General features: G+C 72.0%; 15 protein-coding genes. 12 read left to right on the forward strand and 3 right to left on the reverse strand.

Features of this window, described 5'->3' with window-relative positions; all coding sequences use genetic code 11:
• The first annotated feature begins 8 nt into the window (after positions 1–8).
• Positions 9–908: a DUF6542 domain-containing protein gene (locus ACLJOU_RS32095; protein WP_410572659.1), complete on the forward strand. Its 900-nt coding sequence runs from the start codon at positions 9–11 to the stop codon at positions 906–908.
• 127 nt (positions 909–1035) lie between these two features.
• On the opposite strand, the gene ACLJOU_RS32100 is transcribed toward ACLJOU_RS32095, so the two are convergent.
• Positions 1036–2031, reverse strand: coding sequence for a 4-hydroxy-3-methylbut-2-enyl diphosphate reductase (locus ACLJOU_RS32100; protein WP_410572661.1), 996 nt, complete (start codon positions 2029–2031; stop codon positions 1036–1038).
• A gap of 143 nt (positions 2032–2174) precedes the next feature.
• On the opposite strand from ACLJOU_RS32100, the gene ACLJOU_RS32105 reads away from it, so the two are divergent.
• The 6 genes from ACLJOU_RS32105 (at position 2175) to ACLJOU_RS32130 (ending at position 6698) form a co-directional block, all read left to right on the forward strand.
• Positions 2175–2945 (forward strand): lipid droplet-associated protein, encoded by a 771-nt coding sequence (locus ACLJOU_RS32105; protein ID WP_410572663.1) that lies wholly within the window; start codon positions 2175–2177, stop codon positions 2943–2945.
• Positions 2942–4189: an exodeoxyribonuclease VII large subunit gene (gene xseA / locus ACLJOU_RS32110; RefSeq protein WP_410572665.1), complete on the forward strand. Its 1248-nt coding sequence runs from the start codon at positions 2942–2944 to the stop codon at positions 4187–4189. Before ACLJOU_RS32105 ends, xseA begins: the two co-directional genes overlap by 4 nt.
• Entirely contained in the window at positions 4186–4584 is a 399-nt protein-coding gene (locus ACLJOU_RS32115) for a hypothetical protein (RefSeq protein ID WP_410572667.1), read from the forward strand. The genes xseA and ACLJOU_RS32115 overlap by 4 nt, the downstream gene beginning before the upstream one ends.
• A complete protein-coding gene (locus ACLJOU_RS32120) occupies positions 4581–4802 on the forward strand; it encodes an exodeoxyribonuclease VII small subunit (RefSeq protein ID WP_410572669.1) in 222 nt (73 codons plus the stop codon). Before ACLJOU_RS32115 ends, ACLJOU_RS32120 begins: the two co-directional genes overlap by 4 nt.
• An 82-nt stretch (positions 4803–4884) precedes the next feature.
• Positions 4885–5937, forward strand: coding sequence for a class II fructose-bisphosphatase (gene glpX / locus ACLJOU_RS32125; protein WP_410572671.1), 1053 nt, complete (start codon positions 4885–4887; stop codon positions 5935–5937).
• Between the two features lie 8 nt (positions 5938–5945).
• Positions 5946–6698, forward strand: a complete 753-nt coding sequence (locus tag ACLJOU_RS32130) for a S1 family peptidase (protein WP_410572673.1) — start codon at positions 5946–5948, stop codon at positions 6696–6698.
• Between the two features lies 1 nt (position 6699).
• On the opposite strand, the gene ACLJOU_RS32135 is transcribed toward ACLJOU_RS32130, so the two are convergent.
• The gene (locus tag ACLJOU_RS32135) at positions 6700–7689 is read right to left on the reverse strand and encodes an NAD(P)/FAD-dependent oxidoreductase (RefSeq protein WP_410572675.1); all 990 of its coding nucleotides are present in this window, start codon (positions 7687–7689) and stop codon (positions 6700–6702) included.
• A 121-nt stretch (positions 7690–7810) separates the two neighbouring features.
• Between ACLJOU_RS32135 and ACLJOU_RS32140 the strand changes: the two genes are divergently transcribed.
• The 5 genes from ACLJOU_RS32140 to ACLJOU_RS32160 are packed head-to-tail and all read left to right on the forward strand — an operon-like array spanning position 7811 to position 14070.
• On the forward strand, positions 7811–9208 hold the full coding sequence (locus ACLJOU_RS32140; protein WP_410572677.1) for a class II fumarate hydratase: 1398 nt from the start codon (positions 7811–7813) through the stop codon (positions 9206–9208).
• 20 nt (positions 9209–9228) lie between these two features.
• Positions 9229–10092 (forward strand): helix-turn-helix domain-containing protein, encoded by an 864-nt coding sequence (locus tag ACLJOU_RS32145; protein ID WP_410572679.1) that lies wholly within the window; start codon positions 9229–9231, stop codon positions 10090–10092.
• Positions 10093–10144: 52 nt separating this feature from the next.
• Positions 10145–11824 carry a PstS family phosphate ABC transporter substrate-binding protein gene (locus ACLJOU_RS32150; RefSeq protein WP_410572681.1) on the forward strand — a complete coding sequence of 560 codons (1680 nt, stop codon included), beginning with the start codon at positions 10145–10147 and terminating at the stop codon, positions 11822–11824.
• 40 nt (positions 11825–11864) lie between these two features.
• Positions 11865–13397 (forward strand): ATP-dependent DNA ligase, encoded by a 1533-nt coding sequence (locus ACLJOU_RS32155; RefSeq protein WP_410572683.1) that lies wholly within the window; start codon positions 11865–11867, stop codon positions 13395–13397.
• Between the two features lie 58 nt (positions 13398–13455).
• Positions 13456–14070: a Pr6Pr family membrane protein gene (locus ACLJOU_RS32160; RefSeq protein WP_410572685.1), complete on the forward strand. Its 615-nt coding sequence runs from the start codon at positions 13456–13458 to the stop codon at positions 14068–14070.
• A gap of 180 nt (positions 14071–14250) precedes the next feature.
• Here ACLJOU_RS32160 and ACLJOU_RS32165 read toward each other — a convergent pair whose 3' ends face one another.
• Positions 14251–15465 (reverse strand): NADH:flavin oxidoreductase/NADH oxidase family protein, encoded by a 1215-nt coding sequence (locus tag ACLJOU_RS32165; protein WP_410572955.1) that lies wholly within the window; start codon positions 15463–15465, stop codon positions 14251–14253.
• Positions 15466–15507 lie beyond the last annotated feature (42 nt).

Raw genomic sequence — 15507 nt, forward strand, 5'->3', positions numbered from 1 at the left:
GTTGCCCTGTGACCGCGATTCGCGATCGCCAGAGCGATCCAGATGCCGACGACGTCCCCGTTGCGTGGGATGAGCGTCCTGTCGTCGGTTCGAGGCGCGGACTGCCCTGGTGGGCCGCGGTCCTCGTCGGCTTCGGCCTGGCGATCGTCGGCGCCGTCCTCGGCAAGCCCAGCCAGGGCAGCCTGCCGCTGATCTTCACCGTCTGCTACGTCGCCGGGGCCGTCATCGCGGTCTGCGCCGTGAAGCGCCGGGGCCTGTTCGGGCCCATGGTGATGCCGCCGCTCGTGCTGGCCGTGACCGTGCCCGGCGTCATCCTGCTGACGTCCGGCTCCCAGGGCGACGACATGCTGTCGAAGGCGCTGAACATCGGCACGCCGCTGATCAACGGTTTCCCCACGATGGCCATCACCACCGGCATCACCCTGCTGATCGGCTTCGTCCGGATCTTCCGCGAACGCGATCCGGACGCGCCGAAGAAGGCCAAGTCCCGCCCGGCCGACGAGGACGACGAGAAGCCGTCGCCGCGGGCGGCGGCCGGTGGGCGTCCGCGGCCCGCCGGTTCGAACCGGACCGGCCAGACCCCGGTCCCGTCGGGCGCCCGGCCGAAGCGGGACGGCGAACCGCCACGGCGGCCGCGTCCCCCCGCCGACGGCGAACGCCGCACCTCCCGCGCTCCCGCCGAACGCGACCCGGGCACCCGTGGCACGCGCAAGCCGCCGCCGGCCACCCGGCGCACACCGCGTCCGGAAGAGAGCGAACCGCGCCGCCGCGAGCCGCGCGGTGACGCTCCTCGACGCCGTCCCCGCCCGCCCGAGGACGGCCGGGACACCCCGCCTCCCCGGCGCCCGTCCGGCGGGCGAGGCGCTGCGCCGCGCCAGAAGCGTCCCTGGGACGAAGAAGAACGCTGACGAACGGCGGTCACCTCACCCGAGGTGACCGCCGTTTTCGTGCGCCTAGAGGCATCACGTGTGATTGGAGAGTCATCACACGTGATTGGGGGGTCGACACGCGTGATTGGGGGGTCGACACGGTGGCTCAGACCTTGCGCAGTTCCTTCGGCGGTGCGAACGAGATCTTCTCGTTGGCCGTCGTGACCTCGTTGACGTCGCCGTAGCCGCGCTCGGCCAGCCAGTCCAGGAGCTCCATCACCAGGACGTCCGGCACCGAGGCACCCGAGGTGACGCCGACCGTCGTTACGCCGGACAGCCAGGCTTCGTCGACCTCGCGCGCGAAGTCCACCAGGTACGACGCGCGGGCGCCGGCCTTCAGCGCCACCTCGACCAGGCGCTTCGAGTTGGACGAGTTCGTCGACCCGACCACCAGCACCAGGTCGCACTCGGCGGCCATCGCCTTGACCGCGACCTGGCGGTTCGTCGTCGCGTAGCAGATGTCGTCGCTCGGCGGGTCCAGCAGGTTCGGGAAGCGCTCGCGGAGCTGGTCCACGCGCTCCATCGTCTCGTCGACCGACAGCGTCGTCTGGGAGAGCCAAATCACCTTCGACGGGTCGCGCACGTCGACCTTGTCGACGTCCTCGGCCTTGTCGACCAGCTGGACCTTGTCCGGTGCCTCGCCGGCGGTGCCCTCGACCTCTTCGTGGCCCTCGTGGCCGATCAGGAGGATGTCGTAGTCGTCCTTCGCGAAGCGGTTGACCTCCTTGTGCACCTTCGTCACCAGGGGGCAGGTCGCGTCGATCGTGCGCAGGTTCCGCTCGGCCGCCTCCGCGTGCACCATCGGCGAGACGCCGTGGGCGGAGAACACCACGAGCGCGCCTTCGGGCACCTCGGACGTCTCGTCGACGAAGATCGCGCCGCGCTCACGCAGCGTCTCCACGACGTGCTTGTTGTGCACGATCTCCTTGCGGACGTACACCGGGGCGCCGTAGACCTCGAGGGCCTTCTCGACGGCGATCACCGCGCGGTCGACACCCGCGCAGTAACCACGGGGTTTGGCGAGCAGCACCCGCTTGCCGGAAGCGGTTCCGGTGATCGTGGGGGTACCCGCGGGCTCGATTCCGGGACTCGCTGCACTCATGCCACCCAGGGTACGGGCAGCCCCGAGACGAACTCGAAGTCCCTTTCGGGTGAGCTTCGTCCCCCGGCCGGGCTGTGCCGCCGGTCACGCGCTGCGCCCTTCCGGTTGGGCAGGACGGCCGGTCATGGGGCAGGCTGGGACCCATGAAGCCATTCCCGCTCCCCCTCCGGGTCGCCGCGGGCCTCGCCGTCTCCACCGCCGAGCGGGTTCGCGAACTTCCCCGGCAGCTGGCCGGCCTCCCGGTGACCGTGGTCAGCCAGGTGCTCCAGGCCTCCATGCGCGTGCAGCAGCACGTCACCGAGCTGGCGATCAAGGGCGACAACGCCCTCTCGAGCCTGCGCCCGATCGAGGACACCCCCAGCTGGGCGACGTTCGACGAGGACACCAACGCCGACACCGACACCGACACCAACGCCGAAACCGACACCGACGCCGACGTGAAGCCCGCCCGCCCGGACCGCGCCCCGGTCGCCGACGTGCCGGAACCGCGCTCGGAGATCAACGGCCGCGTGCCGTCGGCGGCCGAACTCGAGGCCGAGCTCGGCGATCCGTGGGCCGAAGAAGAACGCGCGCTCGCCGAGGACCACGCCGACGGCGAGAACGACAGCGAAGACCAACCGCCGAAGAAGCCGAAGCCCGGTACGCCCAAGATCGACAAGAAGACCAAGAACGAGACGCCGAGGACCAGCGCCGCGGGGTACGAGGGCCCGGCCGGGCTGACCGGCTACGACCAGCTCACCCTCCCGCAGCTGCGGGCCCGGCTGCGCCAGCTCTCGATCGACCAGCTCGAGACCATCCTCGAGTACGAACGCGCCCACGCCGACCGCTCGTCGTTCACCGGCATGCTCTCCCGCCGGATCGCCAACGCCCGCAAGACGGAGCAGAACAAGGAAGACGGTGCGGAAGGCCGGTGAGCACCGAGTCCGCCCCGGCTCCCGCGAGCACCGCGGAATCGCCGTGGCCGGTCCGGACCGTCGCGCGCAAGATCGGCGACTGGATCCACCGGCTCGGCACCGTCTGGGTCGAAGGCCAGGTCACGCAGGTCAGCTCGCGCCCGAACACGCAGACGGCGTTCCTGACCCTGCGTGACCCCTCGGCGGACGTCTCGATGTCCGTCACCTGCCCGAACTGGCTGATCCGCGAAATGGAGCCGCCGCTGCGGGAGGGCGCGAGCGTGGTCGTGCACGCGAAGCCGTCGTACTTCTTCGGCCGCGGCACGATCAGCCTGCGCGCCGACCAGATCCGCGCGGTCGGCATCGGCGAGCTGCTGGCCCGGATCGAACGGCTCAAGAAGCTCCTGACCGCCGAAGGCCTCTTCTCGGCGCAGCGCAAGCGGCCGATCCCGTTCCTGCCGAAGGGCGTCGGGCTGATCACCGGCCGCGCGTCGGCGGCGGAGCGGGACGTCCTGGCCAACGCGCAGGGGCGGTGGCCGCACGTCCGGATCAAGGTGCTCAACACGGCCGTGCAGGGCTCACAGGCGGTACCGCAGGTCATGCGCGCGCTGCGGATCTTCGACGCCGACCCCGAGATCGACGTCATCGTCATCGCCCGCGGCGGCGGCAGCGTCGAGGACCTGCTGCCGTTCTCCGACGAAGCGCTGTGCCGCGCGGTGTCGGCCGCGGGCACGCCGGTGGTCAGCGCCATCGGCCACGAGCCGGACACACCGCTGCTCGACTACGTCGCCGACCTGCGCTGTTCGACGCCGACCGACGCCGGCAAGCGGATCGTGCCCGACCTCCGCGAGGAGACCGAGCGGGTCCGGCAGATGCGCGACCGCGGGCGCCGCGCCCTGCACGGCTGGGTCGACACGCAGGCGCGGCTGCTCAACCAGATCCGCAGCCGCCCGTCGCTGGCCGACCCGCTGGGCCCGATCCAGCGGCGGCAGGACGACGTCGACGTCCACCGCGAACGCGCCCGCCGCGCCATGCTGAGCCTGCTCGCCAAGGACCAGGCCGAGATCGCGAACTCCCGCGCCCGGCTCACCGCGCTCGGGCCGGCCGCGACGCTGGCCCGCGGGTACGCGGTCGTGCAGTTCGTCGACGCGCAAGGCAACCTCCAGGTACTCCGCTCCGTCTCCGATGTCGAGGCCGGTGCCCGGCTGCGCGTGCGCGTGGGCGACGGCGCGATCAAGGCGGTGGCGGAAGGAGAGCAGGAGTGAAGGTGACGTTCCTCCCGCTCACCGTGGACGCCGCCCGGCAGCTGGGCGCGCGTCCGCTGCTGGACCAGGCGGTGCGCACCGACCGGGCCGCCGCCGAGTGCTGGACGGCCCTGCTGGCCGGCTGCGGCACCGCCGCCCGCCGCGACCTGGGGCCGCAGCTGCGGCGGCTGTCGGAAGCGACGTCGATGCAGGTCGGCTCGCGATGGTGGTTCGCCGACGGCGCCGGGCACCGCAAGCGCGTCGCCGGCGCGCAGGAGAACCTCGAAGAGGCGATCGCCGACGGTGACGGCCAGGAGTTCGCCCTGGCGTTCGTCGGGTACGACCACGCCATGGCCAGCGCGGTAGTGTGCGCGAACAGCGTGCCAGCCCGGAAGGTCGGAGAACACCGAGCGTGAGTGAGACAACCAGCGAGGAACTCGGCTACGAGCAGGCTCGCGACCGCCTCGTCGAGGTCGTCCGCGAGCTCGAGGCCGGCGGGCTTTCCCTCGAGCAGTCGCTCGCGTTGTGGGAGAAGGGCGAGAAGCTCGCGAAGGTTTGTGAGCGCCATCTCGAGGGCGCACGCGAACGCGTCGAGGCGGCACTCGCGTCCGTTGAGGACGACTCCGAGCAGTGAGCTAGGCCATGCCGACGGTATCTGGAAACCGGGCGGGTTTCTGACAGACTGTTGACCCGCCAGTTCCACCATCCGGGAGGCAATGATGTCCGCCGCAGAGAGTCGTCGTGAAGCGCCCGACCGCAACCTCGCGATGGAGCTGGTCCGGGTGACCGAAGCCGCCGCGATGGCGGCCGGCCGCTGGGTCGGCCGCGGCGACAAGATCGGCGGGGACGGCGCGGCCGTCGACGCGATGCGCCAGCTCGTCTCGACGGTGTCGATGCGCGGGGTCGTGGTGATCGGCGAGGGCGAGAAGGACGAAGCCCCGATGCTGTTCAACGGCGAAGAGGTCGGCAACGGCGACGGGCCGGACTGCGACGTCGCGGTCGACCCGGTCGACGGCACCACGCTGATGGCCAAGGGCATGCCGAACGCCCTCGCGGTGCTCGCGGTCGCCGAGCGCGGTGCGATGTTCGACCCCTCCGCGGTGTTCTACATGGAAAAGCTGGCCGTCGGGCCGGACGCGGCGGGCAAGGTGGAGCTCGGCGCGCCGATCGCGGAGAACATCCGCCGGGTCGCCAAGGCGAAGCACAGCAGCGTCAGCGACGTCACCGTGTGTGTCCTGGACCGGCCGCGGCACGAGCGGATCATCAAGGAGATCCGGGACGCCGGCGCGCGGATCCGGTTCATCTCCGACGGCGACGTCGCGGGCGCGATCGCCGCGGCCCGCCCGACCACCGGCGTCGACATGCTGATCGGTATCGGCGGCACCCCCGAGGGCATCATCGCGGCCTGCGCGATGAAGTGCCTCGGCGGCGAGCTGCAGGGCCGGCTGTGGCCGAAGGACGACGCCGAGCGCGAGAAGGCCCTCGCCGCCGGGCACGACCTCGACCGGATCCTGCTCAACGACGACCTCGTGCGCGGCGACAACGTCTTCTTCTGCGCCACCGGCGTCACCGACGGCGACCTGCTGCGCGGCGTCCACTACCGCGAGGGCGGGGCGACGACGCAGTCGATCGTGATGCGGTCCAAGTCCGGGACCGTCAGAATGATCGACGGCTACCACCGGCTGAACAAGCTGCGGGCGTACTCCTCGGTCAACTTCGACGGCCACCTGGACGCGCCCGACGACGACGTCGTGCCCCCGCTGCCGTAAGGAGTTCCGTGACCCGGCGACTGCCGGCCCTGCTGGCCCTGATCCTCGCCGCCTTGGTCCCCGGCACGGCCGCGGCCGCTCCCGCCATCGTCGGGGGCGTCGCCGCGGACCAGCCGTACCCGTTCACGGTGTCGCTGCACACCGCGTCGGGCAAGCTCTTCTGCGGGGGCGCGCTGATCACGCCCACCTGGGTGGTCACGGCCGCGCACTGCGCGTTCGGCAAGACCCCGGCCGACATCTCGCTGCGGACCGGCACGAACGACGTGGGTCAGGGCGGCGAGGTCGCCCAGCTCGCCGGGATCGTCGTGAACCCGGCGTTCAACACCGAGAGCCCGGCGGGCGACATCGCGCTGCTGCGGCTGACGGCACCGGTCACGACCGTGCCGATCGGGCTCGCGACGGCCGCGTCGCCGGGCACCGCCACCCGGATCGTCGGCTGGGGCCAGACCTGCCCGAAGGTCGGCTGCGGCGGCCTCCCGACGACGTTGCAGCAGCTCGACACGAAGATCGTCGAAGGCTCGAAGTGCACGTCGGGGTTCGACGGCACGGCCGAGCTGTGCACCGACAACCCGGGTGGCAAAGCCGGCGCGTGCTTCGGCGACTCCGGCGGTCCCGAGATCGTGCGCGACGGCGGCCGCTGGCTGCTCGTCGGCGTCACCAGCCGCCCGGGCAACAACGACCCGGAATGCGCGACGGCGCCGTCGATCTACACCTCCGTCGTCGCCTACGCCCCGTGGATCGCGGAGAAGACGAAAGGCTGACCTACTCGGCGTTGCTGGAGTGGCCCGGGAACAGGTGGGCCTCCGGATCGAGCGCGACGGCGATGTTGTTGACCGCCGTCGCGGCCTCGCCGAAGCCGGTCGCGATCAGCTTCACCTTGCCCGGGTACGCGGCGACGTCGCCCGCGGCGTAGACCCGCTCGCGCGCGGTCGCCATCGTCGAGTCGACGGCGATGGCGCGGTGGTGGATCTCCAGGCCCCAGGTCTCGATCGGGCCCAGGTCGGCGGTGAACCCCAGCGCCGCGACGACGGCGTTGGCCGGGAGCCGCTCCTCGCCCGCGCCCTTGATCGAGACGTCGACGGCTTCGAGCGTGCCGTCCGGCGCCTCGACGAACCGCGTGACCTCGGCATCGGTGATGATCCGGGTGCCGAGCTCGCGCGCCTGCCGGACGATCGACTCGGCGGCGCGGAACTTCGCGCGCCGGTGCACGAGCGTCACGCTCGCCGCGACCGGGTGCAGCGCGAGGATCCAGTCGAACGCCGAGTCGCCGCCGCCGACGACCACGACGTGCTGGCCCGCGTGCGCCCGCAGCGACGGGACGAAGTGGACCATCCCGCGGCCGAGCCAGCCGTCGCCGGCCGGCAGCGGGCGCGGGGTGAACTCGCCGATGCCCGCGGTGATCAGCACGGCACGGGCGCGCAGCGTTTCGCCGCCGTCGAGGGTCAGCTCGACGCCGTCATCGAGCGGCTCCAGCTTCTCGGCCTTGCGTCCCAGCAGGTACTTCGGCTTGAACGGCGCGGCCTGCTTCACCAGGCCCTCGACGAGATCGCGGCCGCGCACCTCGGCGAACCCGCCGACGTCGTAGATCATCTTCTCCGGGTACATCGCCGTCACCTGGCCGCCGGGCTCGGGCAGCGAATCGACCACCGCCATCGACAGGCCGCGGAACCCGGCGTAGTAGGCGGCGAACAGGCCCGTCGGCCCCGCGCCGATGATGACGAGGTCGTAGGGGTCCCCAGCAACGTCAGTCATGCTCGCTCCAGCCAGTGGTGGATGGCAGTGATCGAGAACACAGCCGATCCTAGCGTCGCGGGACGCCGAGGGTGGGCGACGCCACCACGCGGCCGCGCGCGAACCGGGCCAGAATCGTGTCATGGCTGATCAGGAATTCCGGATCGAACACGACACGATGGGCGAGGTCCGCGTGCCCGCCGACGCGCTCTACCGCGCGCAGACCCAGCGGGCAGTGGAGAACTTCCCCATCTCCGGCCGGGGCCTGGAGCGCGCCCAGATCCGCGCGCTCGGCCTGCTCAAGGCCGCGGCCGCGCGGGTGAACAGCCGGCTGGGCGTGCTCGACGCCGACGTCGCGGCCGCCATCGCGGCCGCCGCCGACGAGGTCGCCGAGGGGGCCCACGACGCGCACTTCCCGATCGACGTCTTCCAGACCGGGTCCGGGACGTCGTCGAACATGAACGCCAACGAGGTCATCGCCACCCTGGCTTCGCGCGCTCTCGGCCGGGACGTCCACCCGAACGACCACGTCAACGCGTCGCAGTCGTCGAACGACACCTTCCCGACGACCATCCACGTGGCCGCGACCGAGGCCGTCACCAAGGACGTCATCCCCGCGCTCGAGTACCTCGCCGGTGCCATCGAGGTCCGCGCGGCCGAGTGGGCCGACGTCGTGAAGTCCGGCCGCACGCACCTGATGGACGCGGTGCCGATCACGCTCGGCCAGGAGGCGGGCGCGTGGGCGTCCCAGATCCGCTTCGGCGTCGAACGGCTCAAGTCGGGCCTGCCGCGGCTGGGCGAGCTGCCGATCGGCGGCACGGCCGTCGGGTCCGGCCTGAACGCGCCGGACGGCTTCGGCTCGGCGGTCGCGGCGGAACTCGCCACGGTGACCGGGCTGCCGCTGACCGAGGCCCGCGACCACTTCGAGGCGCAGGCGACGCAGGACAGCGTCGTCGAGACGTCCGGGCACCTGCGCACGGTCGCCGTGTCCCTCAACAAGATCGCCAACGACCTGCGCTGGCTGGGTTCCGGGCCGCGCACCGGCCTCGCCGAACTCGCGCTGCCGGACCTGCAGCCGGGTTCGTCGATCATGCCGGGCAAGGTGAACCCGGTGATCCCGGAGGCGACGCTGCAGGTGGTCGCGCAGGTGATCGGCAACGACGCGGCGGTCGCGTTCGCCGGCGCGGCAGGCAACTTCCAGCTGAACGTCAACCTGCCGGTGATCGCCCGCAACGTCCTCGAATCGGCCCGGCTGCTCGCGGCCGTCGCGCGGCTGCTGGCGGACAAGGTGTTCGCGGGCGTCACGGCGAACACCGAACGCGCGCGGACCTACGCCGAAGGCTCGCCGTCGATCGTGACGCCGTTGAACAAGTACATCGGCTACGAGGAAGCCGCGGCGGTCGCGAAGCAGGCGCTGAAGGAGCTGAAGACGATCCGGGAGGTCGTCATCGAGCGCGGGTACGTTCGCGACGGGAAGCTCACCGAAGAGCAGCTGGACGAGGCTCTCGACGTGCTGCGCATGGCCCGCGGCGGCCGGTGACCGGCGCGGATACTGGAAGCATGAGTGACGCAGCCGAACTGGGCGCCTTCTTGAAGGCGCGCCGCGCCGCCCTCGACCCCGCCGACCTGGGCCTGCCGCCCGGGATCAGCCACCGGCGGGTCAAGGGCCTGCGGCGCGAGGAACTGGCGCAGCTGGCCGGCATCAGCGTCGACTACTACACCCGGCTGGAGCAGGGCCGCGCGAAGAACGTCTCCGACGCGGTCCTCGACGCACTGGCCCGCGCGCTGCGCCTCGGCCCCGGCGAGGAGTCCTACCTGCACAACCTCGCCGGGCCGAAGCGCCGCGAGAGGACGGCGCCGCGGCGGGTCCGGCCCGAGCTGCAGCAGCTGCTGGACGCCATCCAGGCGCCCGCGTTCGTCTTCGGCCGCTACCTGGAAGTGCTGGCCTGGAACGCGCTCGGCGGCGCGGTCGCCTTCGACTTCGCCCGGCTCGAAGAGCGCAACATCGCGAAGCTGTCCTTCCTCGGCGACCGCGGGAAGGAGCTGTACCCGGAGTGGGACACGGTGTCCCGTGAGGTCGTCGCGAACCTGCGGACCGAGGGCGGCAAGCACCCCGGCGACCCGGAGTTCGCCCGGCTGGTCGACGAGCTTTCGCGGGGCAGTGCCGAATTCCGCGCGCTGTGGGCGGAGCACGCGGTGCGGGAAAAGGCCCAGGGGTGGAAGGTGGTGCTGAACCCGGTCGTCGGCGAGCTGCGGCTGCGGTACGAGACGCTGCGGCTGCCCGACGACCCGGACCAGGGCCTGGTGATCTACCACGCCGAACCGGGGTCGGCGAGCGAACGCGCGCTCGGCCTGCTCGCCAGCTGGATCGCCGCCGATGAACGACCGGTGAACACTCGGTCGCCGCACCCCCACGCCGGTTGAGCGCTGCCTAGGCTCTTCCGCCTGGGGAGTCCGGGGGCAGAGGAGCGGCACGGTGGGCGTCGGCGCGACGATGCAGTCACTCGCCGAGATCCTCAGCTCGGATTCGGGCAGCCTGGTCCTCGGGATCGCCGCACTGGTCGCGATCGCGGCGCCGTTCGTCGACCGCTACTTCATCCGCCGGCGCCGCCTGACGTTCCGGGTCCTCTACAACTCCAAGATCGGGCTGTCCCCGATCGACCTGCACGACGGCGAGAACGGCTCGGCGCAGGCGGCTCCGCAGCTCGAGCAGATGGCCCGGCTGCTCGACCGGATGAGCATCGTCGTCATCCGGATCCACAACACCGGCGGGTTCGACATCGCACCCGGGGACTTCGAGATCCCGCTGTCGTTCACCTTCGGCAGCCGGATCGTCTGGGACGCGCGGGTGTCCGACGCGACCGACGACGGCCTCCGCCAGCACGTCCGCGACGGCCTCGAGTTCTTCACGCGCGAGACCCCGCAACGCCCGGTCGAAGGCGTGAAGCTCTCGCGAGTACGCGCGTTGCTGCCGAAGCGGCTGGCCGGGCTGGCCGCGGCCGAACCCCCGCCGGAAGCGCCCGAGTGGCACGGTGTGCGGTTCGCGCGGCTCTCGCTGCGGCGCAAGGAGAAGTTCAAGCTGGTCGTCGTCCTGCGCGAGTCGGCGGGGCACGACGGCGAAATCAGCAAGGACATCGACCACCACGCCCGGCTGGCCGCCGGCCGGATCAAGGACGACCGCAAGCAGCGCCGGTTCGGCTGGCCGGTACTCACGACGGCGATCGGGGTGCTGCTCACCGGCGCGCTGCTGGCGACCCTGCTCGTGTCGTGGTCCCGGCCGGGCGGCTCCGCGCAGTGCGCGGCCGGGAAGCTGTCGGTCGAGGGGTCGAGCGCGTTCATCCCGATCATGGCCGGCATCGCCGCCGAGTACCACGGCCAGTGCGACGACGCCGCGATCACGACGCGCGCGACCGGCAGCGTCACCGGCGTCCGCGCGCTCGCTCCCGTCGACGCCGCGGGCAAGGACGGGCTGGCGGTGCTGTCCGACGGGCGGTCCGGGGAAGCGGGACCGGACCTGACGGCGAAGGCCGTCGCGATCGTCGTCTACAGCCTGGTCGTCAACCGCGCCGCCGGCGTCGACCGGCTGACGACCCAGCAGGTCGGGGACATCTTCAGCGGCCGGGTGCGCAACTGGGACCAGCTGCGGCCGGGGCCGTCGGTGCCGATCGGGATCGTCGGGCGCGGGCAGGAGTCGGGCACGCGCAAGACGTTCGAGCGGAAGGTGCTCGGCGGGGCGGAGGACCGGCTGACCTCGGACTCGTGCCGCAAGCCCGAGCGCGACCCGGCCGCGGCGACCACCCGCTGCGAGCGCGGCACGACCGCCGAGGTGCTCACCGAGGTTGCCGCTGTCCCGGGCGCGATCGGGTACGCCGATGTCCCGGCGGCGAAGGCGGCCGCGGCCCGGGACCAGCAGGTGGCCGTCGTCCAGCTCGACGGCCACTACCCCGACGTCACGACGATCGTCGCCGGCTACCGGTTCTGGACGGTCGAATACCTGTACACGAAGGGTGTACCCGGCGAAGAGAGCGTGCTGAAGCGGTTCCTGGACTACCTGGCGGCCCCGGCCGCGCGGGCCGAGCTGCAGGACGCCGGGTACACCCCCTGCGTGACCAAGGACGGCCTGCTCGACCCGCTCTGCACCAGGCCGGACAGCTAGCCGATCTGAAATTGTCGGTGGTCCGGGTCATGATGTCCGGGTGTTGCTGAGCGAGTTGGTCCGCGCGTCCGCCGAACTGGCGGCGACCAGGTCCAGGAAGGTGAAGATCGCCGTCCTGGCCGCCGTGCTGCGCGCGGCGGAGGTCGCCGAGCTGCCCGCCGTGGTCGCGTACCTCACCGGGCAGACGGCGCAGGACAGGCTGGGCGCGGGCTGGCGCACCCTGGCCGCGCTGGGCGCTTCGCCGTCCGCGGAGTCCGTGGCCACGGTCACCGAGGTGGACGCGGCCCTGACGGCGGCCGCGGGCGTGGCGGCGGGCACCGGGTCGAACACGCGGCGGCAGGACGTGCTGCGCGCGTTGTTCACCCGGCTGACGCAGGACGAGCAGCAGTTCCTCTTCCGGCTGGTCACCGGCGAGCTGCGGCAGGGCGCGCTGGAGGGCGTGATGGTCGACGCCGTCGCGGCCGCGGCCGAGGTGGCGGCCGAGGACGTGCGGCGCGCCTTCATGCTGTCCGGGAAGCTCGGCATCACCGCCGTCGCGGCGCTCACCGGCGGGCAGGCGGCGCTGGCGGAGTTCCGGCTCACGCTGGGCACGCCGATCAAGCCGATGCTGGCGTCCCCGGCGGAGTCGCTGGACGAAGCCGTCGCCGAGCACGCCGAGGCGATCGTCGAGTACAAGATGGACGGTGCGCGGATCCAGGTGCACCGCCAGGGCGACGACGTGCGCGTCTGGACGCGGACGCTGCGGGAAATCACCGGGAGCGTGCAGGAACTCGTGGAGCTGGTGCGGGGGCTGCCGTGCGAGTCGGTGGTGCTCGACGGCGAGACGCTGGCTCTGACCGACGCCGGGCGGCCACGGCCGTTCCAGGACACCATGAGCCGGTTCGGCAGCACCCGCGAGGAACAGGTCAAGGCGCTGCTGCTGCGGCCGTACTTCTTCGACTGCCTCCACCTCGACGGCGTCGACCTGCTGGACGCGCCGCTCTCGGAACGCAACGCGGCCCTGCGCAAGGTCGCCGGGGCGCACGTGATCCCCGGCGAGGTCGGCACTTCGCGGGCGTCTTCGGTCCTGGAGGCGGCGATGGACGCGGGCCACGAAGGGGTGATGGTCAAGGACCTGGCGTCGCCGTACGCGGCCGGGCGGCGCGGGCGGGCGTGGCTGAAGGTCAAGCCGGTGCACACGATCGACCTCGTCGTGCTCGCCGCGGAGTGGGGCCACGGCCGGCGCACGGGCACGCTGTCCAACCTGCACCTGGGCGCCCGCGACCCGGACGGCGGCCCGCCGATCATGGTCGGCAAGACGTTCAAGGGCATGACCGACGAGCTGCTGGCGTGGCAGACGAGGGCGTTCCAGGAGATCGAGACCCACCGCGACGACTGGACGGTGTACGTCCGGCCGGAGATCGTCGTCGAGATCGAACTGGACAGCGCCCAGGTTTCGACGCGGTACCCGGGCGGCTTGGCCCTGCGGTTCGCGCGGGTGGTCCGCTACCGCCCGGACAAGGACCCGGCCGAGGCGGACACGATCGACACCGTCCGCGGCCTGCTCCACGGCGACCGGTCCGAAGGGAGCTGACGCTACTCGGCCCCTTCGGGGGGTCCACTGTGGAGTTACCCGCGGGTACGCTGCCGGGATGCACGGTTCGAAGCTCACCCGCGCCTGGTTCGCGGTCACCGCGCTGGTCGCGCTGACCGGCCTCGTCACCCAGGTCGTCGCCACGGCGAGCGATCCGGACGGGCGGGTCGCGAACCTGCTCTGCTTCTTCACGATCGAGTCGAACCTGCTGGTCACGCTCAACTCGGCCCTGGTCGCGCTGGGCGCGGCCCGCGGCAGGCTGTTCACCGTCCTCTGGCTCGACGCGCTGGCCGGCATCGTCGTCACCGGCATCGTGTACCAGGTCGCCCTGGCCGGCCTGTACGAACTGCACGGCCTTTCGCTGTTCTCCGACACGATGCTGCACAAGGTGACGCCGATCCTGTTCGTGCTCGGCTGGCTCCTGGTCGGCCCCCGCGGCGCGCTGACGTGGCGCACGGTCTGGTGGTCCCTGCTCTACCCGCTGGCGTGGCTGGCGTTCACCCTCCCCCGCGGCGCGCTGACCGGCTTCTACCCGTACCCGTTCGTCGACGCGGCCGCCCTCGGCTACGGCCAGGTGACGCTGAACTGCGTCTTCATCGGCCTCTTCTTCACCGCGCTCGTCACGGGCGCGTTCCTGTACGACCGCCGCTTCGCGCGGCTGGCCACCGCCTAGCGGTGTCGCGTGTCCGAGGTCCGTTGAAAGCGGCCCGGCTCAAGCGCCCCAATGTGGCCTTGGTTGCGTCTCACGCACCGAAGGCCACATTGGGTGCGTCTGACGCACCGAAGGCCACATTGGGGCGCTCGGGACCCGCGTCCTGCTCGGTGAGCGTCGACGAACCTGCGACGCGCGACACTAGCCGCGGACGCGGCGGAACGCGTTGAGGCCGTCGGTCAGCCCGGCCCGCACCAGGGTCGGGAGCGCGCCGCGGCGGTCGGCCGGTTTGCCCGCGGCGATCCGGTGCATCTGGCGGGTGTGCCACTGGATCTCCAGGAGGCTGTCCGCCAGCCGGATCCCCGTCTTGGGGCACAGCCGCTCGGCCCGGACGTCTTCGCCGTCGATCAGCCGGGCCGGCAGGCCGGGGTCGACGACCAGTGGCCGGCCGAGGCCGATCACGTCCACCTCACCCGAACGCAGCGCTCCGGTCATTCCCTCCGGTGTCGCGAACCCGCCGGTGACCATCAGCGCGACGTCCGACACCGCGCGAGCTTTCGCCGCGTAGTCCAGGAAATACGCTTCCCGGGCCTGGGTGCTCGCGCGCCCGGCGCCCATCATCGCGGCCTTCTCGTACGTGCCGCCCGACACTTCCAGGAGGTCGACGCCGGCTTCGCCGAGTTCGCGCACGACGTCCAGGGACTCGTCCTCGGTGAAGCCGCCGCGCTGGAAGTCCGCGCTGTTGAGCTTCACCGACACCGGTACGTCGTCGCCCGCGGCCGCGCGCACGCGCCGGACCACCTCGAGCAGGAACCGGCGGCGGCGGACGGCGTCGCCGCCCCAGGCGTCGGTCCGCCGGTTCGTCAGCGGGGAAAGGAACTGCGAGACCAGGTAGCCGTGGGCGCCGTGGATCTGCACGCCCGTGAAGCCCGCTTCGACGAACGTGCGCGCTGCGACGCCGAAGCGCTCGATGATCGCTTCGATCTCTTCGCCGGTCAACGCGCGCGGCGGCGCGAAGGCGGTCCGGATGCCCCGGTTGCCGAACGGGACGGCGGACGGCGCCACCGGCTCGCGCGAGAGGTACCGCGGGCTCTGCCGGCCCGGGTGGTTCAGCTGCACCCACAGCCGCGTGTCCGTGCCCTCGACCGACCGCGCCCAGGCCCGGAACCCTGCCGGGCCGGCGGTCGCGGCGACGTTGCGCGGCTCGCCGAGCGCCGCCGGATCCACCATGACGTTCCCGGTGATCAGCGCGCCCGCGCCGCCGCGCGCCCAGGCCCGGTACAGCTCGGCGAGTTCGCGCGTGGGGGCGTTGCGGCGGTCGCCGAGCTGCTCGCTCAGCGCCGACTTGACCAGCCGGTTCGGCAGCACCGCGCCGCACCGGAGCTTCAGCGGCTCGGCCAGGAGGTCCCGGGTCATCGCGTCGCCCTCCAACTTACTCACAGTAAGATGACTCGACGG

Origin of the sequence: Amycolatopsis sp. cmx-4-61 (assembly GCF_046548775.1) — a bacterium.
GTDB lineage: Bacteria > Actinomycetota > Actinomycetes > Mycobacteriales > Pseudonocardiaceae > Amycolatopsis.